Here is a 19,827-nt window from a genome sequence, read left to right as displayed (position 1 = left end):
GGCGATCGTGCGGCGCGGTCAATAAAGGCCGCGGCCGCTCAAAAGTTCGCGCGGACCGTTCGGATCGACCGGCGCGTAGGCCGAGACCGCGCTTGGCGCGACATAGCTCGCATCGTCCTCATAGGAGACCGCACGCGGATTTTCGCGCCCGCGGCCGCGCGAGCGGCTGGACGCCGACATCTCGGAGGTCGCGTTGATCGAGGCATAGTCGGCCTGGGTGTTGCCGAGGTTGAAGGGACGCCCCTCTGGCATCGGGACCTCGCCGCGGATCGGCCGGCCGCCATGCGCCGACATGTCAGGCACGAACGGTTTTGCGGAGGCAACCCGCACCAATGTGGGCGACGGTGCCGGCGTGCCGGTCCGCAAGGTCGCCATCAACAGGCGGTCGTCGGAGCCTTCCAGCGGCGCGCGGCCGACATATTCGACCCGCACCCGCGCGGTGCCGTTGCCCTTGAATTCAAGAAGTTCGGCGGCCTTGTTGGAGACGTCGATGAGGCGGTTGCCGTGATACGGCCCGCGGTCGTTGACGCGAACGATCAGCGACTTGCCGTTGGCGAGGTTGGTCACCCGCGCATAACACGGCATCGGCAGGGTCGTATGGGCCGCGGTCAGCGAGGCCATGTCGAACACCTCGCCATTGGCGGTCAGCCGGCCGTGGAAGTCATCGCCATACCAGGAGGCCACGCCCTCCTCGCGGTAGTTGGCGTCCTCCTCCGGCACGTACATCCGGCCCCCCACGACATAGGGCTTGCCGACGCGATAGGTCCCCCCGCCCTTCGGCACGGGCTCGCCAAAGGCCACCACGCGCGGACTGGAGGAAACGCCGTATTTGGGATCGACGCGGCTCGCGAACTTGTTGGACGAGGCGCAGTTGGCCAGCATCAGGCAGGTGGCCGCGACCACAGCACCCCGCACCGCCAGGCTCCCCGAATCTGACCGTCGTATTCCCATTCGCCCCAAATACCACTCTGCCGGTCGCGCGCCCATCACAGGCGGCTTCCGATCCGTTTTCTCGCTGCGGCCCACCTCCGCATGAGAGGGTGAAAATATCGCAACTGGAACACGGCGGAAATGGGGAGGCGTCCCGCTTGGTAAATCAATGGTTGTCGCGAAAACCCGTGCCGTTACGGGATGTAAGCCGCCTTTCTGCCTCGAACCTGTTGCGCCGAATCCTCACCTGGTCCGAACTTTCGAACCCTCCCCGGAATCTTTTTGACTGTGCGGGGAGCCGCGTCGTTTGCTCGCACGTGGGGCGCAAAAGGAATTTTTGCGATGTTTGAGACGGTCACTGCAGTCATGGGCTTGATCAGCGCGGGCGTGTTTTTGGCTCACGCTTTCGATGGAGTCCGGTTCTGGTCGTAGGCGACCCGAGGCAACGGCAACGCCAGCCTCGGACGGCACACGTTATGAAAGCTTTAATAAATTCGGACGAGCATCGGGAGTGGCAGGTGTACCATGCGCAACCACGACCTCTTATCTGACGGATTTCTGGCGGTGACCGCGGCGGGCTTCGTGCTGCTCTGCTCAAGCTTGCTCGCGTTCGCCTTCGCCTAGCTGCTTCACGCGTGCGGCCGGCTATCCGGCTACCCACTGCGGTGCAACAAAGTCGTCCCCGCTGGGGCTACTCTCGCCAAGTTGATCGAATTCCCGCGGTTGCATCGCGACCAATGGAGAGAAGTGATCATCGAGGCGAACGCCATGTTGGCCGAAAAATTCTTTCTCTATCTCGAAAATCTGCTGCAGAACCGCGAGCAGGCAGACGGTAGCCCCCGGGTTGTCAGTACCTCTCCGCACGTTCCGGTGAAGCTTCCCGAGCGGAAATAGCTGCCAGGCATCAGGTCACGTCATCGACGTCGCGCCCGGCAGCGCTCGAAGGGATGTGCTGGCAATGGCCTCGCTCGCCTCTTAGCCAACATGCAGCGACGACGGGCGTTCGTTGCGGAGCTTCATATCCATTGCCGCGCGGCGCCGCTGAAATCGACGGACCTACCTTGTCGGGCGCGCAGGTACGCCCACGCAGGTCGTCGTTCCGTCTGTCTCGCGAGCCGCTGCACCGCAGGGACGGGCGGGCACGATAACCGTGCCAACACCATCCCGCGATGGCTTGGCGAGCCCCACTGTCGACGGCGGCGGCTCTGCCGTAACACCCCTCACGGTATCCGGGACGCGGTCGGGTTCGGACTGTCCTACGACTGGCGGCGGCGGAGTGCCCGGAGAATTTGTCGTGGGCGGAGCCACCACACCGCCCATTTCCGCAGCCTGGGCCAGCGCGGGCAAGCCCGGAAGAAGCATTGCTATCACGGCGGCCACAGCCAAGACGCCTTTTTGGGACATGGCGAACCTCCTGGTCGGCATCTCAACCGAGCTGCAATCGACTTCGTTCCACCATCGCAGCAGCGCTGCATGCGCTTGCGCGGACGGCCGCGGCGGCGAGGTTTTGCCCGGAAATTCCAGGCTGGGCCGGGCTGGGTGCCTTTCCCCGTACGCTCGCATTGCGTTCGCGAGGTTCGTGCGATAAGCGATTGAAATTCCTGATCCGGAAGGGTGGCCGAGTGGTTTAAGGCACCGGTCTTGAAATTCGGGATCGACGTCGCGTTCACGTATCGCCCCATCCCGAATAGTCCCGTTTCGTGGCGATTTCCCCCCGTTTTCTGTCTGCCCTGCCTGTTCTGCTGGTCGCTGTCACCGGCCGTACCGGTCAGTTGGGTAGCAAAGCGGTAGCAGCACGTTCCTACGCTGTTCTGGGGAAAACGGCCGCGGGAGCATACCCGGGCGCGACCGCGCGTGTAATGTCAACCGACACAACCGAGGCGACGTGGCGCCTATTTCCCGACCCTAGAAATCCCCCTCGGACGAACCAAGATGACCATGGCAAATTCCGCGTTTGGGGCCGGCGTTATTGTGTTCATGGCGCTTGGAACAGCCGCCCTCGCCTATCGTCGCGGACATAGCCTCCTACCGTGGCTCACACTTGGCGGGCTGATCCCCATAGTCGCCCTGCCGTGGCTGTTCTTGACGAAGCCGAAACGGCAGCCCGGCGAACAGCCGCCCGCTGGAATGCTGCCATTGGCGACCATTTCGTTCTTAGCCGTCGCGGGAATTATCGGAATTCAGGTCGTTTCGGCGCCCGCAACGATACCAGCCTGCGACAACTACTTCGCGCAATCCGACCTGAAGAACGTCGTCGCCAATTCGCCGGCGGGCAAAGCTGCCGGGCTATCGATCGTCACGCTGACGGACATCAAGGAAGTGAGCAAAACGCCGACTGAAGCGAGGTGCGCAGCAACGGCCCGGATGAACAACACTAGCGTCGTTTTGATGGACTACCGCTTCTTCATTGAGGCCGGGCAACTCCTGATCGAAGCCCACTGGCATTGAAGCCACCTCCCAGACGGCGCCGGGCGGTAGGATCAGCATGGAAATCGACCGTTATTTCGAACAGATCGTCGCGAGATGCAGCGGAAAAAATCTAGACGCAAGCCCGAACGCCGCTACCGCGGCCTCCGACTGCCTGCTGATCCGATCAAACTGACGTTGGCGGAGGGCGCTACCCGACAGGTCGACGCTGCCATCGACGCATTGGAGCGCGGCACCTTCGACGTCGCGCTTACCCTCGCCGGCGCAGCCGAAGGCATGTTGAAGCGTGACGGCCACCATCTATTCGTCGGACTGCGCGACGATCCCCACGTCAAAGAGAGGTTCGACGACAAGAAAGATTGGATCACTCTGCTTAATCGAGAGCGCGATTGGCTGAAGCACGGCGGCGACGATGAAATGCAAATCGAATGCTTCGACGCCGCCCTGATGATCGCAAGGGCGGCGTCCAAGCTCGAATTGTGGACACCGAAAATGGAGGACTTCAAAACTTGGTTTTTGGCAAATCTAGATAACTTCTGATCGTTGGCAGATGCGCCGACATGGATGCCGGCCTAAGGCGGCCTGATACAGCCAACACCAGTAGGGCGACCAGACGCAGTCTCAAAGTGCCGCCGGCGGCTGAGTTTGACGTGGAAAACGGACCGGGAGCATACCCGGCACCGGACGGGGAAGTGTACTGTCCGCCCGCACGACCGGGGGGAACTATGGCGCGCACGCGGGTCACTGAAGATCAGTTCAGGGTCGAAGAAAACGAGGTCACGCACATCCCTACCAATATGCGCTGGACCGCTTACTCGGGCCGGCCGGGGCCGGCCTATGTCTCTCCGGCCATGCTGGGCAGCCTTCTTTCGAACGAGGACGACTATTGGCGCGAAGACGTGGAGCCGATCGCCCGCAAGCTTCTCGCGGCGAGACCCGGGGCATCAGAAGTATGACGCTTGGGCTAGGTATCATCACAACTATTTTTGCCGACCGCGGCACGAAATCGAAGCCCGTGCTAGATGGGTGGACTACTTTTTTGAGGGGGCCGATGTCTAAAGTTTTCTGGGTCGTCGCAATTTGGCCGTTGGCGTTCTGCGCCTCCGCGTTCTGTCAAACTGTACCACCGACCGTTGCGTCACCTCAGCCGAAGCTCACTGAGGCGGACAAGTCGATCATAGCTAACACTGTCAAACAGTGCGTCGACCAAGTGCACGCCGACAAAAGTGAACCTGATCTTAAAATCTTTTTCGAGAAGTTCGATGCTTTCTTTAACTTGGCCAGCGAGCGCGTCGAAAACAACGCCTATAGAGCCGGGGATCAGAGAGCGCTTTACGTGTTCAAGAAATGCATGAACGCGAGGGGCGTCCCAATAAACTGACACCGTAAGTTCAACAGTGGGCTTCGATATTGCGCCAGCGATCCGCCGGCACCGGCACGCGATCGTATCGAAAGCAGCCCACTGGATCAGAAATCAGGCGCGCCATACGAGACGCGACGCGAGTTTTTTTACCGGCTTTAAGCTTAGGGAGTTTTAGGGGGACTGCTTGAATGAGCGTTATCCGCATTTCGGCGTTCATCGCGGCGATGGCCGCATCTGTCGCTCACGCCGCTGATTGCAAGGCCATTTCCGATCCTGCCGCGCGTCTTGCCTGTTTCGACGCGCTTTCGACAAGCACTGCTTCTAAGCCGAAAAATGCGGCTCTGGATGATATTGAGAAGGCGAAGCGAGCAATCGCCGCAACATTAAAGGACCCATACTCAGCCCAATTTGGCGAAGTCTTCAGAGGGGCCGGTGTCCCAGGTAAACCGATCATCTGCGGATCGGTAAATGCTAAGAACATGTACGGCGGCTATGTTGGCCTGAAGCCATTTTTCTACTTGCCTTCTTCCGAAGTTGCCGTCTTGCTTGCTGATGGAAGTGCTTTTCCGGTGAGCGCACTGGACGTATATCGAATTGGTTGTCAGGGGGACAAACGAGCCCTCGCCCCAATAATTCACGCAAGGTGAGCCATCCGGGAAAGAGCCATCTTGCACCCTTCCCACGACTAGTGTCTCGCCGGCGCCCGATCGTACCGAAGCAGAACCGCTTCCCATGCTCCGGGCCGGCAAGCGGTCCGCAACACCGGACGTCGAGCGTCGACGTCCGGTCTTGAAATACGCCCTGGGGGGCCGTCGGGACACCCAAATTTGGACCCAAACCAGCCGTATCCGAGCAAAAACTGGACGGACTGAGCGCGAGAAGAAGGTTCGCCGGCCCCTTGAAAAGGCGCCCAGGGGCCGCCACACGCAGTTGCGTGTCTGGGGGTCTCTCCCCGACCACGAAAGTAGAAACCCGGATCACGCCCGCGGATTTACCTTCCGAGGGGCTGGCACTGGGGAAAACCCCGTGACGCTCCTTGCCTGGGCCTCTAAACTGGCCCGCCATCGAAGGATTCGCCGCATGCCGCTACCGGCAGCTAGCCACACGAACGAGCCTCCGCGGCGCCGCGCCGCCTATGTCCCGCCGACTGATGCGCACAGCTACTCTCTTCCGGACCTCTTGGTCAGGATCGGTCGTGCAGCGCTCGACGAGCGACAACTGGACTTCCTGCGAGACGCCTCTCCGCGCCGGGAGGCCAAGGTCTTCTATGCCGGCAATCTCGACATTTTAGATGCGCCGACGGTCTCGATCGTCGGAACGCGTGAGGTGTCCGATGCCGGTTGGCGCCGCGCATCGCAGTTGGCGCGCGACCTCGTCAAAGCCGGCGTGACAGTGGTCAGCGGATTGGCAAAAGGCGTGGATACCGCGGCGCTGAAAAGCGCGATGGAAAATGGCGGTCGCGTGGCTGCGGTGATTGGCACGCCGCTCGACAAGGCATACCCCGCAGAGAATGCGAGCCTCCAGCAAGAGATCTATTCCAGTCATCTCCTGATGACGCCATTTGGAGTTGGAGAGCGCGTTTTCCGCTCAAACTTCCCGACGCGGAACAGGGTCATGGCGGCGATCAGCGATGCCACCGCGATCATCGAGGCATCGGACACGTCGGGCACGCTTCACCAGGCCGCTGAATGCGTTCGCCTCGGTCGATGGCTCTTCATTGCGAAATCCGTGGTTGATGATCCGTCCCTCACGTGGCCCGCGCGCTTTCTGGGGCAGCCGAAGGTGAGCGTGCTTTCGTCGACCTCCGACATCATCAGCGCAATTGGCCAACCTTAAACTAATCAGCATCTGCGCGTATCTAACCGACAGCGAGGCGGAATGGCGCGCTGAGGATCACCGCGCGACCAAGATGGTCAAGGCCGTCAAAGGTGACCCGATCAAGGGCTGGTTTCATAGCTACGTCGGCGGTCAGCGCCGCGTCTACGATCAAAATAACGTGCAGGACTTTGTATCGCGAATTCCGCCCGCGCTCGCAAAGAACATCCTACGCCACCACGAGGGTGCGGCGACGATCGTTCCGATACCGAATTCCCATGTGACATCGGCCACGACGCCGAATTTCAAGACGCTTGAGTTCGCCCAGAAGATCGCGGAGCAGAGCGGAGGCCAGTTCAAGGTTTCCCAAGCCCTGGTATTTCACGAGCCGCAGAAAAAATCGCGGGAGGGAGGGCCACGGCAAGCCTCTCATTTCTTGAAAGCATACAAGGTGCTCGAACGACCGAAGGGGCCGATCATCTTGTTCGACGACGTCTGCACCACAGGCGGACATCTGGCTGCTGCTCACTCCCTTCTGCATGACGAGGACAGCCCGGTCGTGCTGGCGTGCGCCTTCGGCCGCACGACAAAAAAACAGCTTGACGAGCCGATCGGCCTGCGCGCCGAGGATCTCGACCTCTCGAAATGTTAATGGCGCCATCTCAAATGAGGGCACTGCCATGCCAAGGAAGAACGCAAAATCCGGAGCCGCTTCGGCATCTAGGGGGCGAAAGCCCGATTGGGTCGACCCCGACGACGCGCCTGAGATCACCGATGAAACGTTGGATCGCGCCACTGTCGTGAAGGGCGGCGTCGTGGTTCAGCGCGGCAGAGCGCCGCTTGGCGCCCATACCAAGCGCGACCGTTGATCGTATCGCGCCTCAGCGCTCTTTCGCGGTGCCTCGCCGCCGCTGGCGCCACGATGGCCGTGGCCCTCCCCGCGGCGTCTGCAGCCGCGGGTGACATCGCGGGCCAAGCCAGCGTCATCGACGGGGATACGCTGGATATCCATGGCACTCGCGTTCGCCTTTGGGGCATCGATGCCCCGGAGAGCGATCAACTGTGCCGTGGTGATGACAGCTTGCCCTACCGGTGCGGCGCCACGGCGGCGAACAAGCTCGACGCATTCATCGACCGGCGTCCGGTGCATTGTCGACAGAGGGATATTGACCGCTACGGCCGCATCGTTGCGACGTGCGTCATCGGCGACACGGATATCGGGGAATGGCTCGTCGGCCGAGGCCTCGCCCTGGACTGGCCTCGATACTCGGGCGGCCACTATGCCGCAGCCCAGCGCGGCGCCGAAAGCGGCGCGCTGGGCATATGGGCGGGCAGTTTCGTCGAACCTTGGCGCTACCGAACCTGCAGGGCCGCGAACGGCAGGCCCGCAGCCTGCTCCGACGATCCTGCTCGTCCCTGACGTTCCCGCCCCCCTACGAGTAGCGGTGCCTCGACCGTGTTCCGATCCCCCAAGGATTGATAATTTGCGGGGTGTTGACGGCGGCGCTTCAATGCGCCGATGCCTTGGCGCCGAAAGCCCCGCACCTTCCTCCGATACTGGTCCGGCCCGGTAAAGCGGGACCAGGGCTTCAAGACGGTGCTCGTCTATTGCGTCGGTCCGGAGAAGATGCCGAACGGCTACCACAGCCGGTGTCACCATGTCGGCAGATTAAACCTTGCCGATCTCCCGGATTGGGACTGGCGGGACATTTCCGCCCACCTTAAATGCACGAAGTGCGGGACGGTCGGCTATGTCGACACCCGCCTCGATTGGTGTGAAGTAATCAATTTCAACAAGGGCATTTGTTGAGCGTTGTCCTGGTCGCGAAAGTTCGAAGATCCCATCACCTTGCCGGATGGAACGAAGATCGTCACCCTGCGTGACGCGATCGCCTATCTGGCAAAATCCATCCCTGCCCGCGAGCACAAGCTTCCGCCTGTGCAGGCGGCGGCGCTTTGCGTAACGCAAGCCGCGGAGAACGGCGGCTCGATGATGCTGGCCCGCGTCGGCATGATGCAGGCCATCAATCGCCACGAGAAGCCGATCCATCAGCCTCGCCGCAAGCCAGCCAAGAAATTCAAGGTCGTCCGATGAAAGATGCTTTTGACCAGTGGTGGGAATGGGCGAACAAGCCGCTCGACAGCGATCTCACCATCCCGTCGGACCTCCACTTCGTCATGACGTCGCTCGTGCCCGAAGATGACTGGCATAGCCGCGAGAGGGTCAATGAGGCCGTTCGACAATACCGGCAGACCCGACGATAGTTGCCCCGGGGCAATCCTATGTGCAACCTGTACAGCATCACCACCAACCAGGCGGCCATCGCCGCCCTCTTCCGGCGTATGAACCGCTACGTGGGCAATTTGGAGCCGATGCCCGGCGTCTTCCCGGATTTCCCGGCGCCCGTCATCCGCAACGCTGACGTCGACGCGCAGGAGCTGGTCATGATGCGCTGGGGCATGCCGCCGCCACCGCGCAATGGCGGGCCGCCCGTCACCAACATCCGCAACACGTCGTCGCCGCACTGGCGCGGCTGGCTCAAGCCGGAGAACCGCTGCCTAGTCCCGGCGAACTCGTTTGCCGAGTACGCGCCGGAGCCGAACCCCATGACGAAGAAGAAAGACGTCGTTTGGTTCGCGCTTGCTGAGAGCCGGCCGCTGTTCACTTTCGCCGGCATCTGGACCACCTTCAACGGCGAGCGTGGCACGAAATCGAAGCCGATCCCCGGGCCGCATCTCGTCTATGGTTTCCTGACGACCGAGCCGAACGCCGTGGTCGCGCCGATCCACCCGAAGGCGATGCCGGTAATCCTGACGACCGAGGAAGAGCGCGACGTGTGGATGCGCGCGCCGTGGGATGAGGCCAAGGCGCTCCAACGGCCGTTGCCCGACGACGCGCTCAAGATCGTCATGCGCGGCGAGGAAAAGGAAGATCGCGCGGCTGCGTAGGTTTAAGGCTTACGCCACTTATCCGGATCGCCGACGTTGGTGTGACGTACCCGTTCAACCAGCGGCTCATGTCCCGGATTGAGTTCACGAGCCCGCTCAATGGCTTCTCGCTGCGTCGGCAGAACATCGCTCGCGCGATCAGCGCCACCACGACGCACCGCGTAATCGCCCTGGGGGCGACGTTCGACGAACAGTTGCTTCTTGCTCATGGAAATCTCTGCTTTTCCGTTCCTTCAGAGGGGGCACTGGTCCATCGCCAACAAATTGTCATTCCAGACGCCGTCGGCGTAGGTCCTGACGTAAGGCGGCCGGCCGGCGGGGCGGACGACGCCGACGCTGGCGCGCTTTCCGGTTCGCGGATCGAGCGTGTAGAAGGTATTCTCCTTCGCATCGATGCTCGCGATGACCCGCTCGCGGCTCCATTTCCAGTTTGCGCGCGGGTTGCCCAGCTCCGTGATGTGCTCGTGCGGGCTGTTCGGGTGCGGTTTCGTGATGCAAGTTACAAGAACGTCGGCCATTGAATTCCCTTCTGGGTTGCGGCACATAATTGTGCGCTAATGACCTATGCTGGGCCGATCGGCCCCCGCCGACATTGGAAAAATATTTTTTGGGCGTGTGTCCAGCGCCGGGGGGAATTACCGCATAAGCGTCTGAGGGGGCGTATGTTTGCCTACTGAGACTGAAAAGCAGCATCGACCACGCGCCGGCGTGGAGGCCGCTATCCGCGGCTTCACGATCGCGGACTGGGCGCGCTTGCACAAAATCGGCAAGGTATTCGCCAAAGGCACCGATTGGGATTTCGAGGATTTGTTACAGGAGGCCCAGCTACGCACGCTTCGTGGAACGCGCAATTGTCCGATGGAGGTCGATGTGATGAAGCACCTGATCGACACGATGAGCAGCATTGCTGACGCGGAGCGTGACAAGGCGCCGAATAAGTTGCCGCACGTCTCAATTATGGCCGGTGCCGCGCTCGAAGTGGTCGATCCACCCTCCCCGGATTGGTCCGCGGAAGAGGACCTAGTGTTCAAGGACGGTCGCGAAGAGTTGCTTTCCCTGTTTGACGACGACGAGAAAGCGCGCGAAATGGTCGACGGTATTATCGCTGGTTTTGATACCGACGAGCTCAAACAACTTACGGGTCTGAACGGGACGACCTATGACAGCAAACGAACGCTGGTCCGACGTCGGCTGCTAAAGCATTTCTCCCGAGAGACGGAACGATGACCGAACCTGAGAACAAAAAAGCCGGTCTCGATCGCCTCAAGCAGGCGATGGTCGACGACATTCTGAATGCATCCGACGAAGAAATTCTGGCTCAGTTCACTGAGGATTTCGGTTCGCCCGAGGCTAACGCTGCACGTATGCGCGCCCGTTTCGAGGGAGCCGTGTTGCTCGTCAACAAAGATCGGCTTCGTGCCGCGCGTGCCGGCGCCGCCGAGCGCGGCCTCTTCGAGCCGGTGCCCGCCATTCCAATCGCCGAGGCGCGCGAGCGCTTGCGTGAGGTTATGGCCGCCCACGCCAACGACACGACGTTTACGCTCGCAGCCCGCAAGGAGAGCGAGTTGACCGATGCCGACGTTATGGAACTACTTGCAGCCATTAACGAGCTTGGCTTGCTCAAACGAGATTAAGGGCGCCTCGTGACACCAGCGGAAGCGCTCCTCCAAGAATTAGGAGTTACCCAGCCGGACGAGATCGACCTGGAGGCCATCGCCTTTCACGTCGGTGCTCGCGTTCGCTTCCGCATGCTTTGTGGTTGCGAAGCTCATATCATCGGTTGCAATGGCGCCGCCGTCATCACGGTCAAAAGTGACAGTTCGGGTCGCCGGAAGCGCTTCTCCATAGCTCACGAATTGGGACACTGGCGTTATCACCGCGGCAAGAGGCTCGTCTGCCGTGTCGACGAGTATCGTCCTCGCGATATGCAATCGCCGGAAAAAGTCGCGGACGCTTATGCTGCGGACCTTCTGATGCCTCGCTACTTGTTTCAGCCGCATGCCCGCACGCTTGGCAAGCTGAGCTTTGGGGTGATCGAAGCTCTTGGCACCGCCTTTAGGACAAGCCTCACCGCAACCGCCATCCGCTTGGTCGACCTCGACCATATCCCGGCGTTTATAGTCTGCCACGGTTCAAACGGGCGCCGATGGTTCGCGCGGGCACCGACCGTGCCGCGTCATTGGTTCCCACGCGACGAGCTTGACCCGAAAAGCTCTGCCTTCGGCGTTCAGTTCGGCGGCCGTTCCGACGACGGCAGCGTCCGGAAAGTCGGGGCAGATGCGTGGTTTGAATGTAACGGAGCAGCGCAGTTTACGGTTCTCGAGCAAACAGTTCGCGTCACACGTGATGAAACTATCAGTTTAGTCGTATTCGACGACAGGCGAATGCTTGCAGAGCGCTAATCGGCGTTCCGCGCCAATCATTGAGGAATTGGGTTTTATGAGAAAGGCGCGACGAAAAACGGAGGGTGACGGGCCGCTGACGCTTTCCAACACCGACCGAACGCTTCTCGCATTCGGAAGGGCCATGGCGGCTTGGGCGCGGATTGAGGTTGGCTTCTATGCATGGTTTGAACACATCACGGTCTTCGACATGCGGCAGGCAAAGCCGATTTATTACTCGGCCACAAATTTCAAATCCCGGCTCGATCTGCTCCGCGCCGCATTGGACGGTGTCCGGACGGACCATGATGAAGAGGCGTTCATCAAGGCTGCAATGGACGTCGTTATTAAATACAATTCCTTTCGCAACAAGCTGGCACACGGAGAGTTCACGTTCGACGGGCTCTTAATTGAGGGCAAGCACGTAGACCGCCAGCGTGCGCGCGCAGAAGCAATTTCTGTCGACCAGTTGCAGCGGTTCGCCAACCTAGCGACCGAATTCGCGGCGGTTCTATATCGGGCACATGATTTAGCGTTCGGGCCTCTCGATGACGATGACGAACTTTCGTCGCTGGAAATGTGCACGGAACGGATTAAGTCACTTCCCCGCACCTTCGTTACATGACGAGCACATTTGCAGGAGCAATGAAAGTGAACCGCCTTCAGAAATTCATCGAGCTAGGCTCCTTCGGAGAAGGACCCGGGCGTACCGCTTATGTGCTCGATGCGAACAAGCTGCCCGAACCAAACGACGGCCTTAAATGGTCTGCCGTGACCGATTTCAGCATCGGCGATGCGATACTTGCGGACCCGGGGCTGAAGCCTGTCTTCGAACAAGCACTTCGGCAAGGCTTCGCGATTGTCACGCAACGAACATAGCCTTCCAACGATATCAGAAAACCTGATCCGCCGCGACCTGACGCCGGCGCAGCGCGCGAAGTTGATCGCGAAGCGGAAGGCGGCTTATGAAGCTGTTCAGCCGGAGACGAAGAACGGGGCGGCCGGCAAGGGGCGGTCAAAGCTTCGCCACGTTGGCGAAGCTACGGACCGCTTTAGCGCTGATACGCAGTTCGGGCGGAACGACCAGCATGGAGTGGTTCGATGACCCCTTTGCGAGTTAGTCCATCCGATTTTCGCAACTGGGCATTAGGCCTCGCGAGTTTTCCAGGCGGGTATGGAAGCGGTCGGACTAGCGCCGAACTCAATTCAAGCGGCGGCCTGTACGGATGGCTACCGATTTCGCAAAATCAGTTGCTCATGATACTCGGCGCGATCGGGGTGACGACCGGAGCGCAGGGCAGCGCTTGGGACCGCATCCCCGAATTTTCGAAGTTTCTGATCAGTATAGACACTTGGCGCTTTTCGACTTCTCTCTTTCGACGGACTTGGGCAACCCGCATCGGCTTTGTTTTTGGCGAAGGTCGCGAGGCGCTTTGGGTTGACAGCGTGACGTGGTTTTCCACGCCTGACATACCGACCGTTTTTCAATCCATCGAGTTAGCTGTTAAACGTGGTCAGGCACTGCCTCCCCTCGACGAAAAGCTGCGGAGCATGATGAGTTAGTCCCGCCCCGATGCGCGGGGTTGGGCTGATGCCCCACCAGCGCCCGCGTTCGATCGTATCTCAGCAACATCGCTTCCCAAGCCCCGGGCTGATAAGCCGATGCAGCAACGCTCCCCGCACCGGCGGACGATGCCGAGCGCAAGCTTGTAAGCGCCCTGATCCGTTCGTTGCGGTCAGCGTTGGTCATCTGGCTTCGACGGGGCCGATCGCTAACACCCAGGGACGCACGAAGCTGGCTACTGAAGAGACGATCGCTTCAGTGACCGCCGCCTATGCGTCGCCGTTTATCTCAGCTCAGAACCGGGTGCGGATCGATGATGGTGGTGTTCGCGATCGATCCGAACGCGGTCTTCGGCGTGACTTCGATCGGCCCGGCTAGTTGGGGCTGGGGCGACGAAAGCGTCAGCGTAAGCTTCCAGCGCCACATAGCGCGAACGGTGCAGGCGCCATCGGTGACGGTGCCGCCGTCAGCACAGGTCACGTAACCCGCGGGCAACGAAGCCGCAAAGTTGCCCGTGCCAGTTTCGACCCGAAAAAGCTGCCCCGGCGCTGACGACACCGCGAAGATGTCGCCCGGCGCGTGCGAAGCGCTGTTCACGCGAGCCGGCGCGAGGCTATCCCATGCCGAGGTGTCGGCCGTTAGCGATGTTGCGGCGGCGGCGATGTTGGCGGCGCGGGTCGACGCCTTGGAGCCCTGCGGCGACGAAGCTGATCCCGGATAGGCAGCGTCCATCCACACTTTGCTGTTGTCCGGCATCGCTGAGCCGCTGGAAACGCCGTAGAGCGTGACCGTGACGTTAGCGCCCGCGACGCTGTTCCAGATCGCAAGCGGGAAGCCTTCAAACGGATAATAGAACGATGTGTAGGAACCTACGTTCGGGTTCTGAAACGTGTTGACGACGTGACCGAATGCTCCGGTGTCATCCGACGCGCCGCCAGTCCTAACCAGCGCCCGGCTAGTCGTCAGATTTCCCGTCGGCCTATAGATGGCGTTCATGTTGTCGTCGGCGGACGACGAACAGCGAACCACGTAGCAGGCCCATGTCGGCGACATCCATCCGTCGCTGCCGTCGATCGAGCAGACGTTGGCATTCGAAGCCAGCTTGCAGTTTTCGATGTAGGCCTTCCCGCCCAATCCGAGATTGACGACATACGATGAACCGAGCGGCGAAAGGTCGAAATTGCGGATAAAAAATTCGCCGCCGCCGGCGGATGCAAGATTGAAGAAGCGCGTCGGGATCGACGACGCACCGTCGAACGCGCCTCCGCTGATATGCATCGATCCGCCTTGGAAGCTGCCATGCGCGCCCGCGCTTCCGAATTTCCAAGTGCAGTTGTCGAACTGAAACCGAGCGTTGCTGCCAAGCTTCATCGCGTCGGCGGACGATCCCAAGGTCAGCGCGCAGGTGTCGAGAACGTGGTCCCCGTTGCCACCACTCGTCATCTGATAAGCGCTGTTGAATGTGATACCATAGTAATACATGGCAACGTTGTTGCTGGGATCGTTGAAGGTGATCTGGCTGGAAGTGCTGGTCATAGAGACCGAGGCACCCGCGACCCAATCGCCGGCCTGCGGCGGGACATGACCCGTCGCAGTGTTATCGACCGAGATCACCTTGTTCGTGAGCCACGCGCCGCCCGGCATTTGAAGCTTTAGCTGCGTCGACTGCGTTTCGGCGTGGTTCTTGGCGACATAGATCGTATCGCCTTCGGCCGCCCAGAGCATCGCGTTGTTGAGGCGCGCATGCGGCGCAGCCCATGTGCCGGGAGATTGATACGCCTCCTGTCCGGTCACCTCCGTCCAGACGATGCCATTGCTGGTGACCGTTCCGCCCTTCGTCGTCGGCCACGTCGGTTCTGTCGACGCGGTCGTCCCGCTGCTTCCCGCGCGGTATACGCGCTCATTGCCAACGGCTGGCGTCGTTTTCGGCCGGCGAAGCGCCCCAGCGGTAACAGCCGAACTAGCCGCCCATGCTGTGACCGCCAGATAGTCGACCGAACTGACGTACAAGTTTGTCATGATGCCTCTGCCCCTCTTGCGCTCTTTGCTGGATGGTCGGCCGCCTCAGGTGTCTGTCGGCTGTGACTTCTGCACGCCCGTGTTGCGGCGTTCTCGCCGGACAGCGGCACGCGCGAGCGCCGCGATGAACTCGGCGATTAGCGGGTCAAGCCTGGGCGGCGGTTCGATATCTTGCGGTTTCGTCATCATGTCGACGGCCTGAGCTTTCCATGCGCTGCGCCAAGTTTCGCGCGCTGATGGGGCGCCGATACTTGGGTCACGCCGTGAATGTGATATTCGCGATCGAAGAAAGCGCGAACAGCTGGGGTATATCGACCGCCCATGAGGCCATCGATTGTGGGGAAGCCACGCCGTTCCAGCAAAGGAACGACGGCTCGCCAGTGCGTGTACCTTCCACGTCCCAAAACAGCCTCGCTCAGTGCTCGTTCGTCAGCGAACAAGGGCAGTTGGTCAAGCGTGACGTTTGGGTCGCGCGCTTCGCTCTTTGCTCGCGGCCGCTTCGCCTGCCCGCGTGCGGCTTCATTGCGAAGATCATCGTTAGGCTCAGGTTTGCTCACGGCGACGCCTTCGCCTAATCGGTTCTGGGGAGGCGCTGATCATATCGACGAAGCTCCGACGGATGCCGCCGGTTTCAGGATCATTCGTATCTAGCGAGGCGAGCCATGCATCCAGCCGTGCCCGCAAATAGCGATGGCCGCGGCTGGACTGTGTGAATTCGATCGGCTTGATCGGGCAGACGGCCGCAAACGTCGGGACGCTTAGGCCGCAATAGGCGGCCGCCTGATCGAGCCGAAGGGCCGCCGGCCAATATGGAAGATTATCCGTCATGCTGTGGCTTTGAAGCATCCGGCCAGCGCCGGGATGCGATCGTATCGACGAAGCAAATCTTCCCACGCGCCGGGCTTCAGGGTTCGACGAACGAACCCGTCGACCGTCCAAGATGCCGCCAAGACCATTTCGCCTTCGAACTTGACGACCAACGTCGCCAATCGATCGGCGTCGTCGACGCGACGCCGAAACGAAAGAGAAAATTCGTTGTGGCTGACGTCATATGCGCGAAAGCGGCCGTCGGCGCGATCGAGTGTGCAACGCTCTCCGCACCGACGGAGAATTCCAAGCGCCAGCTTACTAAGCGCTCTCATCCGTTCGGTGCGGTCGGCATTCGTCATCGTGGGATCGCTATCGTCCAACGTCTGCCAGCGTGGCGGGCATTTTTCTGCCGGGAATGTCCGTGCCGAGGACGGAAAGGCTTTGTACCTCCTGAACGAAGCGCGAGAGGTCTATAGGCCGGTAATGGAACAGGTCCGCAGGATCGGCGCCGCGCGCCAAAAGCACCTGCGCTTTGATCACGAGGTCGCCAATCGATGCGGTTGGAATTGCAAGAATGGCATCAGCGATGGCTTCAAGAGCGTCATACGCCGCGTCGCAAGCGGCTTCGGCCGCGTCAAGGTCGGCGTCGGCGGCCTGAGCCGCGAACCCATAGATGCGCCGCTTTTCGGCGGCGACCGCTTGGTAGTCCTCGAAAAGTCGGGGTAGGCTAACGGTAGCTTGCTTCATGATGTCACCTATCGTGTTGCAGGTTAGGACCGTCGGCAGTTCGCGCTGCCGGCGGTCCGCTCACAACTAGCGGAAGTTGCGACCGGGACACAACGGGGAATGCAGGCGGGACAGTGGCGGGAATTTCCCCGGTCCGTCATCGATCGGCGCCCATCGTCATCCGAACCTTTCGTTCGATCTGATCGGCGAGCGCGGCGATGTATTCTTCAGTCAGCAGCACAAGACGATCATTCGGCATCGGCGCGCGCACGTGAAAATCAGCCCGCATCGCTTCGACAAGCTCAAGCGCCATTGCGGGAGCCGCCGCAACGAGCAAGGGGACGGCAATCTGCGTCAAGACGGCTTCGAATGCTGCCTGCCGAGCAAACAGATGTTCGAGTTCATTGGCTAAGTCGCGCATCCTACCAAGTCCTGCTCGCGCCCCTTAGTATGAAATCGGCGCTTGCGGGCCGAGCGACGGCCGCGGCGCCGGCGCGATAGCGTCCGGCGACGAATGCCCCAGCGATCCCGGGCCGTTTGCGTTCAGCGTGCCAACAAGCCGGATGGCGTTCTGCGCGTCCCTTGCAATCTGAAGAAGCGTCGAACTGGCTTCGACCGTAATCTTGGCCTCGCCGTGAACGTCGGCGCTGCCCGTCAGCTGCGCTGTGACCTGCTTGTCCCCGCCGACCCCCGTTCCGTAGGTCATCGTTGGCGAGAGTTCTGGGCCTGACAGTTCGTCGTATCCGAACGCCCGGCGATAGACGTCGCGCATCGATCCGCGCTGCCGACGCAGCCGTTCGCCGCTCGTCAGCCCGTCATAGCCCGCGTCTTCGACCTGCTTATGCATCGCGTACAGGCCGCCAGCCACGCCGGCGCCGGCGGCGACCCACGGCAGCGCCGCCGCGCCCGCGGCCCAGATGCCAGCGCCCCCGGCCGCCGTCGCCACAGTCGCGCCCTTGGCCGCCGCTCCGACGCCGGCCGCAGCCGACAGTTCGGCAGCCGCTGCCGACAGCGCGGCCGCAGACCCGGACAACTGAACCGAGGCAGAAGGCAAGCCGAACCCGGTCAGCAAGCCACTCGCCAAATTCCATGTCAGCACGCTTCCGCCGGCAAAGCCGCCAGCAAGCGCGGCGCCGCCGGCAACCTTTGCAAAATCGGGATGGTCCTCATTGAACTTCGACAAGCTGTTGCCCAAGGTGCCGAACCATGACGCCATGCTGGACATGACGCCTGCCGCGTTCTCCATCGCGGGGGACGTCAGCGCGCCGGCGAAGTTCGACAGCGACGTCGTCAGCGAGTTCAGCGCGACGAACGGGTCTTTCTGGTTGCCTTCGGTCGCGTTGAGGCCCTGCGCCTCGCCGTACAGCTTCGCATGGTTCGTGAAGCTTTCGCGTTGCTGGACAAGCTTCGTCACAAGGTCCGCGGCGCGGCCGGCGGGGAACATGCGCCGGATTTGCGCGATCTGCTCGTCCTGCGAGTTGATGCCGTGCTTTTGGAATGCCGGCAAAAGATAGTCATAGACGTACTTGTCCGGGTCGCTTTGCGCGACTTGCCAGCCGGGCATCTTTTTCCCGGGCTTCATGCCCTTGATCTCGCCCGTCTTCGTCGTTTCGAAGTAGTCCTGCGGGACCATGCCCATCGCGACGAATTCCTTCGCCGCGCTGTGATTGTTGCCCTGAAAGCCGCCGGTGATCTGCTTGACGAACTGATCTATCGACTGGCCGGTCGTCTGGCCGCCCAATTCCTGCGACAGCGAAACGCCGGTCGTCATCTTGAAGCGATCCGACAGCGTCGCGCCCGACGCCTTCGCGTACTTCGCGAATTCGTATTGCATTTCCGGCGTGATGGTCTTGCCCATCACTTGCTGCGCCTTGATGAAACTGTCGATGTAGGCGCGCATGCGCGCGGGGTCTTGCCCCAGCCCCAAGATTTCGGCGCCGCGGAAGCCGAAGTTCAACCCCTTCGCCAATTCGCCGGTGCGGTCGACCGCGTTCATCGCCGACGTTGCCTGAACGGCCAGCGGAAGCAATTCGTGGGCTTCCTCCGGGTGAAGCATGATCGACCGCAGTTCCTTGAAGCGTTCAAGCGCGTCGGCGCGCTTCACGTTCGTGTATTTCGCGGTCAGGTCGCCGCTTTCGCCCATGGCGCGCCTGATGTCGGCTTCCGGAACGCCGGCCGCGCGCATCTTGACGACTTCGGACTGGACTTCGGCGCCGGCCTTTGCGGCTTCCTTTGTGCCGTGCAGGATCGCCGGACCGGCGAACGGCAGAACGTTGCCGATCCCGCGACCAACCGCGTTTGCGGCCCTGGCGAGCTTGCCGGGCTGTTTCTCAAGGGCGGCGTTCGTCCGCTCTACGGCCGCGCGCAGCTTGTCCTGCGCCGCCGCCGCGCGATTGGCGGGGATGCCAAGCTGTTCAAGGCCGTGCTTCGCCTGCATCACAGCGACCTTCTGGCGTTCGAACGCTGCCGATGCCCGGCTGACCGCAGCTTGCGCTGTTTCATAGGCGCGCGCCAGCGCCGCAGCATCGCCTTGCCCGGCCTTCATTGCCCGGGCTGCCCTATCAACAGCCACCTGCGCTTCCCGAAACTTTGTCCTGGCGTCAGCGAAGCCGCCCTTCGCCGATCCGAAACGGTCGATGGCGGCCATCTGTTGCTGCGCACGGGCGAGCGCCTTCGACAACTTGTCGACTTCAGCCGAAGACTTCGCCGATTTGGCGATGCCCTCGATCTTTTTGGCGATCTTGTCGAAGACGGCGCCCGTCTTGTCTTCGGCGCTGATCCGCGCAACAGCCTCGATTACCTTAGCCATGAAAGCCTCCGTGAAAGGAAGAGGGCCGCGGGCG

The 19,827-nt window shown here is 61.3% G+C and carries 26 protein-coding genes and 1 tRNA gene; 19 read left to right on the top strand and 8 right to left on the bottom strand.

Going from position 1 to position 19,827, the window contains the following annotated elements:
* Positions 1-18: 18 nt before the first annotated feature.
* Positions 19-951 (bottom strand): septal ring lytic transglycosylase RlpA family protein, encoded by a 933-nt coding sequence (locus QOU61_RS19150; protein WP_289652768.1) that lies wholly within the window; start codon positions 949-951, stop codon positions 19-21.
* A 726-nt stretch (positions 952-1,677) separates the two neighbouring features.
* On the opposite strand from QOU61_RS19150, the gene QOU61_RS19145 reads away from it, so the two are divergent.
* From QOU61_RS19145 to QOU61_RS19090, 12 genes are all read left to right on the top strand, one after another.
* Positions 1,678-1,824, top strand: coding sequence for a hypothetical protein (locus tag QOU61_RS19145; protein WP_289652767.1), 147 nt, complete (start codon positions 1,678-1,680; stop codon positions 1,822-1,824).
* 714 nt (positions 1,825-2,538) lie between these two features.
* A tRNA-Ser gene (locus tag QOU61_RS19140) sits at positions 2,539-2,631 on the top strand.
* Positions 2,632-2,862: 231 nt separating this feature from the next.
* Positions 2,863-3,378 carry a hypothetical protein gene (locus tag QOU61_RS19135; protein ID WP_289652766.1) on the top strand — a complete coding sequence of 172 codons (516 nt, stop codon included), beginning with the start codon at positions 2,863-2,865 and terminating at the stop codon, positions 3,376-3,378.
* Between the two features lie 75 nt (positions 3,379-3,453).
* Entirely contained in the window at positions 3,454-3,897 is a 444-nt protein-coding gene (locus QOU61_RS19130; RefSeq protein ID WP_289652764.1) for a hypothetical protein, read from the top strand.
* A 185-nt stretch (positions 3,898-4,082) separates the two neighbouring features.
* Entirely contained in the window at positions 4,083-4,313 is a 231-nt protein-coding gene (locus QOU61_RS19125; RefSeq protein ID WP_289652763.1) for a hypothetical protein, read from the top strand.
* A 595-nt stretch (positions 4,314-4,908) separates the two neighbouring features.
* Positions 4,909-5,367, top strand: coding sequence for a hypothetical protein (locus QOU61_RS19120; protein ID WP_289652762.1), 459 nt, complete (start codon positions 4,909-4,911; stop codon positions 5,365-5,367).
* Between the two features lie 379 nt (positions 5,368-5,746).
* A complete protein-coding gene (locus QOU61_RS19115; RefSeq protein WP_289652761.1) occupies positions 5,747-6,556 on the top strand; it encodes a DNA-processing protein DprA in 810 nt (269 codons plus the stop codon).
* Positions 6,543-7,187: a phosphoribosyltransferase gene (locus tag QOU61_RS19110; protein ID WP_289652760.1), complete on the top strand. Its 645-nt coding sequence runs from the start codon at positions 6,543-6,545 to the stop codon at positions 7,185-7,187. Before QOU61_RS19115 ends, QOU61_RS19110 begins: the two co-directional genes overlap by 14 nt.
* A gap of 270 nt (positions 7,188-7,457) precedes the next feature.
* Positions 7,458-7,955: a thermonuclease family protein gene (locus QOU61_RS19105; protein WP_289652759.1), complete on the top strand. Its 498-nt coding sequence runs from the start codon at positions 7,458-7,460 to the stop codon at positions 7,953-7,955.
* Positions 7,956-8,384: 429 nt separating this feature from the next.
* Positions 8,385-8,630 (top strand): hypothetical protein, encoded by a 246-nt coding sequence (locus QOU61_RS19100; protein WP_289652758.1) that lies wholly within the window; start codon positions 8,385-8,387, stop codon positions 8,628-8,630.
* On the top strand, positions 8,627-8,800 hold the full coding sequence (locus QOU61_RS19095) for a hypothetical protein (RefSeq protein ID WP_289652757.1): 174 nt from the start codon (positions 8,627-8,629) through the stop codon (positions 8,798-8,800). The genes QOU61_RS19100 and QOU61_RS19095 overlap by 4 nt, the downstream gene beginning before the upstream one ends.
* An 18-nt stretch (positions 8,801-8,818) precedes the next feature.
* Positions 8,819-9,484 carry an SOS response-associated peptidase gene (locus tag QOU61_RS19090; protein ID WP_289652756.1) on the top strand — a complete coding sequence of 222 codons (666 nt, stop codon included), beginning with the start codon at positions 8,819-8,821 and terminating at the stop codon, positions 9,482-9,484.
* 2 nt (positions 9,485-9,486) lie between these two features.
* Here QOU61_RS19090 and QOU61_RS19085 read toward each other — a convergent pair whose 3' ends face one another.
* The gene (locus tag QOU61_RS19085; protein WP_289652755.1) at positions 9,487-9,693 is read right to left on the bottom strand and encodes a DUF2188 domain-containing protein; all 207 of its coding nucleotides are present in this window, start codon (positions 9,691-9,693) and stop codon (positions 9,487-9,489) included.
* Between the two features lie 24 nt (positions 9,694-9,717).
* Positions 9,718-10,002 carry a DUF3892 domain-containing protein gene (locus QOU61_RS19080; RefSeq protein WP_289652754.1) on the bottom strand — a complete coding sequence of 95 codons (285 nt, stop codon included), beginning with the start codon at positions 10,000-10,002 and terminating at the stop codon, positions 9,718-9,720.
* Positions 10,003-10,150: 148 nt separating this feature from the next.
* On the opposite strand from QOU61_RS19080, the gene QOU61_RS19075 reads away from it, so the two are divergent.
* The 6 genes from QOU61_RS19075 (at position 10,151) to QOU61_RS19050 (ending at position 13,428) form a co-directional block, all read left to right on the top strand.
* Positions 10,151-10,711, top strand: coding sequence for a hypothetical protein (locus tag QOU61_RS19075; protein WP_289652753.1), 561 nt, complete (start codon positions 10,151-10,153; stop codon positions 10,709-10,711).
* Entirely contained in the window at positions 10,708-11,118 is a 411-nt protein-coding gene (locus QOU61_RS19070) for a hypothetical protein (protein ID WP_289652752.1), read from the top strand. The genes QOU61_RS19075 and QOU61_RS19070 overlap by 4 nt, the downstream gene beginning before the upstream one ends.
* Before the next feature lie 9 nt (positions 11,119-11,127).
* On the top strand, positions 11,128-11,886 hold the full coding sequence (locus QOU61_RS19065) for an ImmA/IrrE family metallo-endopeptidase (protein ID WP_289652751.1): 759 nt from the start codon (positions 11,128-11,130) through the stop codon (positions 11,884-11,886).
* Positions 11,887-11,923: 37 nt separating this feature from the next.
* Entirely contained in the window at positions 11,924-12,490 is a 567-nt protein-coding gene (locus QOU61_RS19060) for a hypothetical protein (RefSeq protein ID WP_289652750.1), read from the top strand.
* 26 nt (positions 12,491-12,516) lie between these two features.
* Positions 12,517-12,744, top strand: coding sequence for a hypothetical protein (locus QOU61_RS19055; RefSeq protein ID WP_289652749.1), 228 nt, complete (start codon positions 12,517-12,519; stop codon positions 12,742-12,744).
* 222 nt (positions 12,745-12,966) lie between these two features.
* On the top strand, positions 12,967-13,428 hold the full coding sequence (locus tag QOU61_RS19050) for a hypothetical protein (protein ID WP_289652748.1): 462 nt from the start codon (positions 12,967-12,969) through the stop codon (positions 13,426-13,428).
* A 289-nt stretch (positions 13,429-13,717) separates the two neighbouring features.
* On the opposite strand, the gene QOU61_RS19045 is transcribed toward QOU61_RS19050, so the two are convergent.
* Positions 13,718-15,448, bottom strand: coding sequence for a hypothetical protein (locus QOU61_RS19045; protein WP_289652747.1), 1,731 nt, complete (start codon positions 15,446-15,448; stop codon positions 13,718-13,720).
* 209 nt (positions 15,449-15,657) lie between these two features.
* On the opposite strand from QOU61_RS19045, the gene QOU61_RS19040 reads away from it, so the two are divergent.
* Positions 15,658-16,023, top strand: a complete 366-nt coding sequence (locus QOU61_RS19040; protein WP_289652746.1) for a hypothetical protein — start codon at positions 15,658-15,660, stop codon at positions 16,021-16,023.
* Positions 16,024-16,272: 249 nt separating this feature from the next.
* Here QOU61_RS19040 and QOU61_RS19035 read toward each other — a convergent pair whose 3' ends face one another.
* The 4 genes from QOU61_RS19035 to QOU61_RS19020 form a co-directional block, all read right to left on the bottom strand.
* Complete coding sequence (locus tag QOU61_RS19035) at positions 16,273-16,617, bottom strand: hypothetical protein (RefSeq protein ID WP_289652745.1); 345 nt, start codon at positions 16,615-16,617, stop codon at positions 16,273-16,275.
* Positions 16,618-16,627: 10 nt separating this feature from the next.
* Positions 16,628-17,005, bottom strand: coding sequence for a hypothetical protein (locus tag QOU61_RS19030; protein WP_289652744.1), 378 nt, complete (start codon positions 17,003-17,005; stop codon positions 16,628-16,630).
* A gap of 136 nt (positions 17,006-17,141) precedes the next feature.
* A complete protein-coding gene (locus QOU61_RS19025) occupies positions 17,142-17,405 on the bottom strand; it encodes a hypothetical protein (RefSeq protein WP_289652743.1) in 264 nt (87 codons plus the stop codon).
* A gap of 24 nt (positions 17,406-17,429) precedes the next feature.
* Positions 17,430-19,793, bottom strand: coding sequence for a hypothetical protein (locus tag QOU61_RS19020; RefSeq protein ID WP_289652742.1), 2,364 nt, complete (start codon positions 19,791-19,793; stop codon positions 17,430-17,432).
* Positions 19,794-19,827: the final 34 nt, after the last annotated feature.

The organism is Bradyrhizobium sp. NP1 (genome assembly GCF_030378205.1).
GTDB lineage: Bacteria > Pseudomonadota > Alphaproteobacteria > Rhizobiales > Xanthobacteraceae > Bradyrhizobium.
This window is presented reverse-complemented; position numbering and strand designations above follow the sequence as displayed.

Bases quoted from the DNA above. Each gene is read 5' to 3' on its own strand.
- QOU61_RS19090 (WP_289652756.1), top strand. From the start codon at position 8,819: ATGTGCAACCTGTACAGCATCACCACCAACCAGGCGGCCATCGCCGCC.
- QOU61_RS19080 (WP_289652754.1), bottom strand. From the start codon at position 10,002: ATGGCCGACGTTCTTGTAACTTGCATCACGAAACCGCACCCGAACAGC.
- QOU61_RS19045 (WP_289652747.1), bottom strand. From the start codon at position 15,448: ATGACAAACTTGTACGTCAGTTCGGTCGACTATCTGGCGGTCACAGCA.
- QOU61_RS19130 (WP_289652764.1), top strand. From the start codon at position 3,454: ATGCAGCGGAAAAAATCTAGACGCAAGCCCGAACGCCGCTACCGCGGC.
- QOU61_RS19020 (WP_289652742.1), bottom strand. From the start codon at position 19,793: ATGGCTAAGGTAATCGAGGCTGTTGCGCGGATCAGCGCCGAAGACAAG.
- QOU61_RS19095 (WP_289652757.1), top strand. From the start codon at position 8,627: ATGAAAGATGCTTTTGACCAGTGGTGGGAATGGGCGAACAAGCCGCTC.
- QOU61_RS19040 (WP_289652746.1), top strand. From the start codon at position 15,658: ATGCGCTGCGCCAAGTTTCGCGCGCTGATGGGGCGCCGATACTTGGGT.
- QOU61_RS19060 (WP_289652750.1), top strand. From the start codon at position 11,924: ATGAGAAAGGCGCGACGAAAAACGGAGGGTGACGGGCCGCTGACGCTT.
- QOU61_RS19120 (WP_289652762.1), top strand. From the start codon at position 4,909: ATGAGCGTTATCCGCATTTCGGCGTTCATCGCGGCGATGGCCGCATCT.
- QOU61_RS19035 (WP_289652745.1), bottom strand. From the start codon at position 16,617: ATGACGAATGCCGACCGCACCGAACGGATGAGAGCGCTTAGTAAGCTG.
- QOU61_RS19125 (WP_289652763.1), top strand. From the start codon at position 4,083: ATGGCGCGCACGCGGGTCACTGAAGATCAGTTCAGGGTCGAAGAAAAC.
- QOU61_RS19025 (WP_289652743.1), bottom strand. From the start codon at position 17,405: ATGCGCGACTTAGCCAATGAACTCGAACATCTGTTTGCTCGGCAGGCA.
- QOU61_RS19150 (WP_289652768.1), bottom strand. From the start codon at position 951: ATGGGAATACGACGGTCAGATTCGGGGAGCCTGGCGGTGCGGGGTGCT.
- QOU61_RS19070 (WP_289652752.1), top strand. From the start codon at position 10,708: ATGACCGAACCTGAGAACAAAAAAGCCGGTCTCGATCGCCTCAAGCAG.
- QOU61_RS19030 (WP_289652744.1), bottom strand. From the start codon at position 17,005: ATGAAGCAAGCTACCGTTAGCCTACCCCGACTTTTCGAGGACTACCAA.
- QOU61_RS19135 (WP_289652766.1), top strand. From the start codon at position 2,863: ATGACCATGGCAAATTCCGCGTTTGGGGCCGGCGTTATTGTGTTCATG.
- QOU61_RS19050 (WP_289652748.1), top strand. From the start codon at position 12,967: ATGACCCCTTTGCGAGTTAGTCCATCCGATTTTCGCAACTGGGCATTA.
- QOU61_RS19085 (WP_289652755.1), bottom strand. From the start codon at position 9,693: ATGAGCAAGAAGCAACTGTTCGTCGAACGTCGCCCCCAGGGCGATTAC.
- QOU61_RS19105 (WP_289652759.1), top strand. From the start codon at position 7,458: ATGGCCGTGGCCCTCCCCGCGGCGTCTGCAGCCGCGGGTGACATCGCG.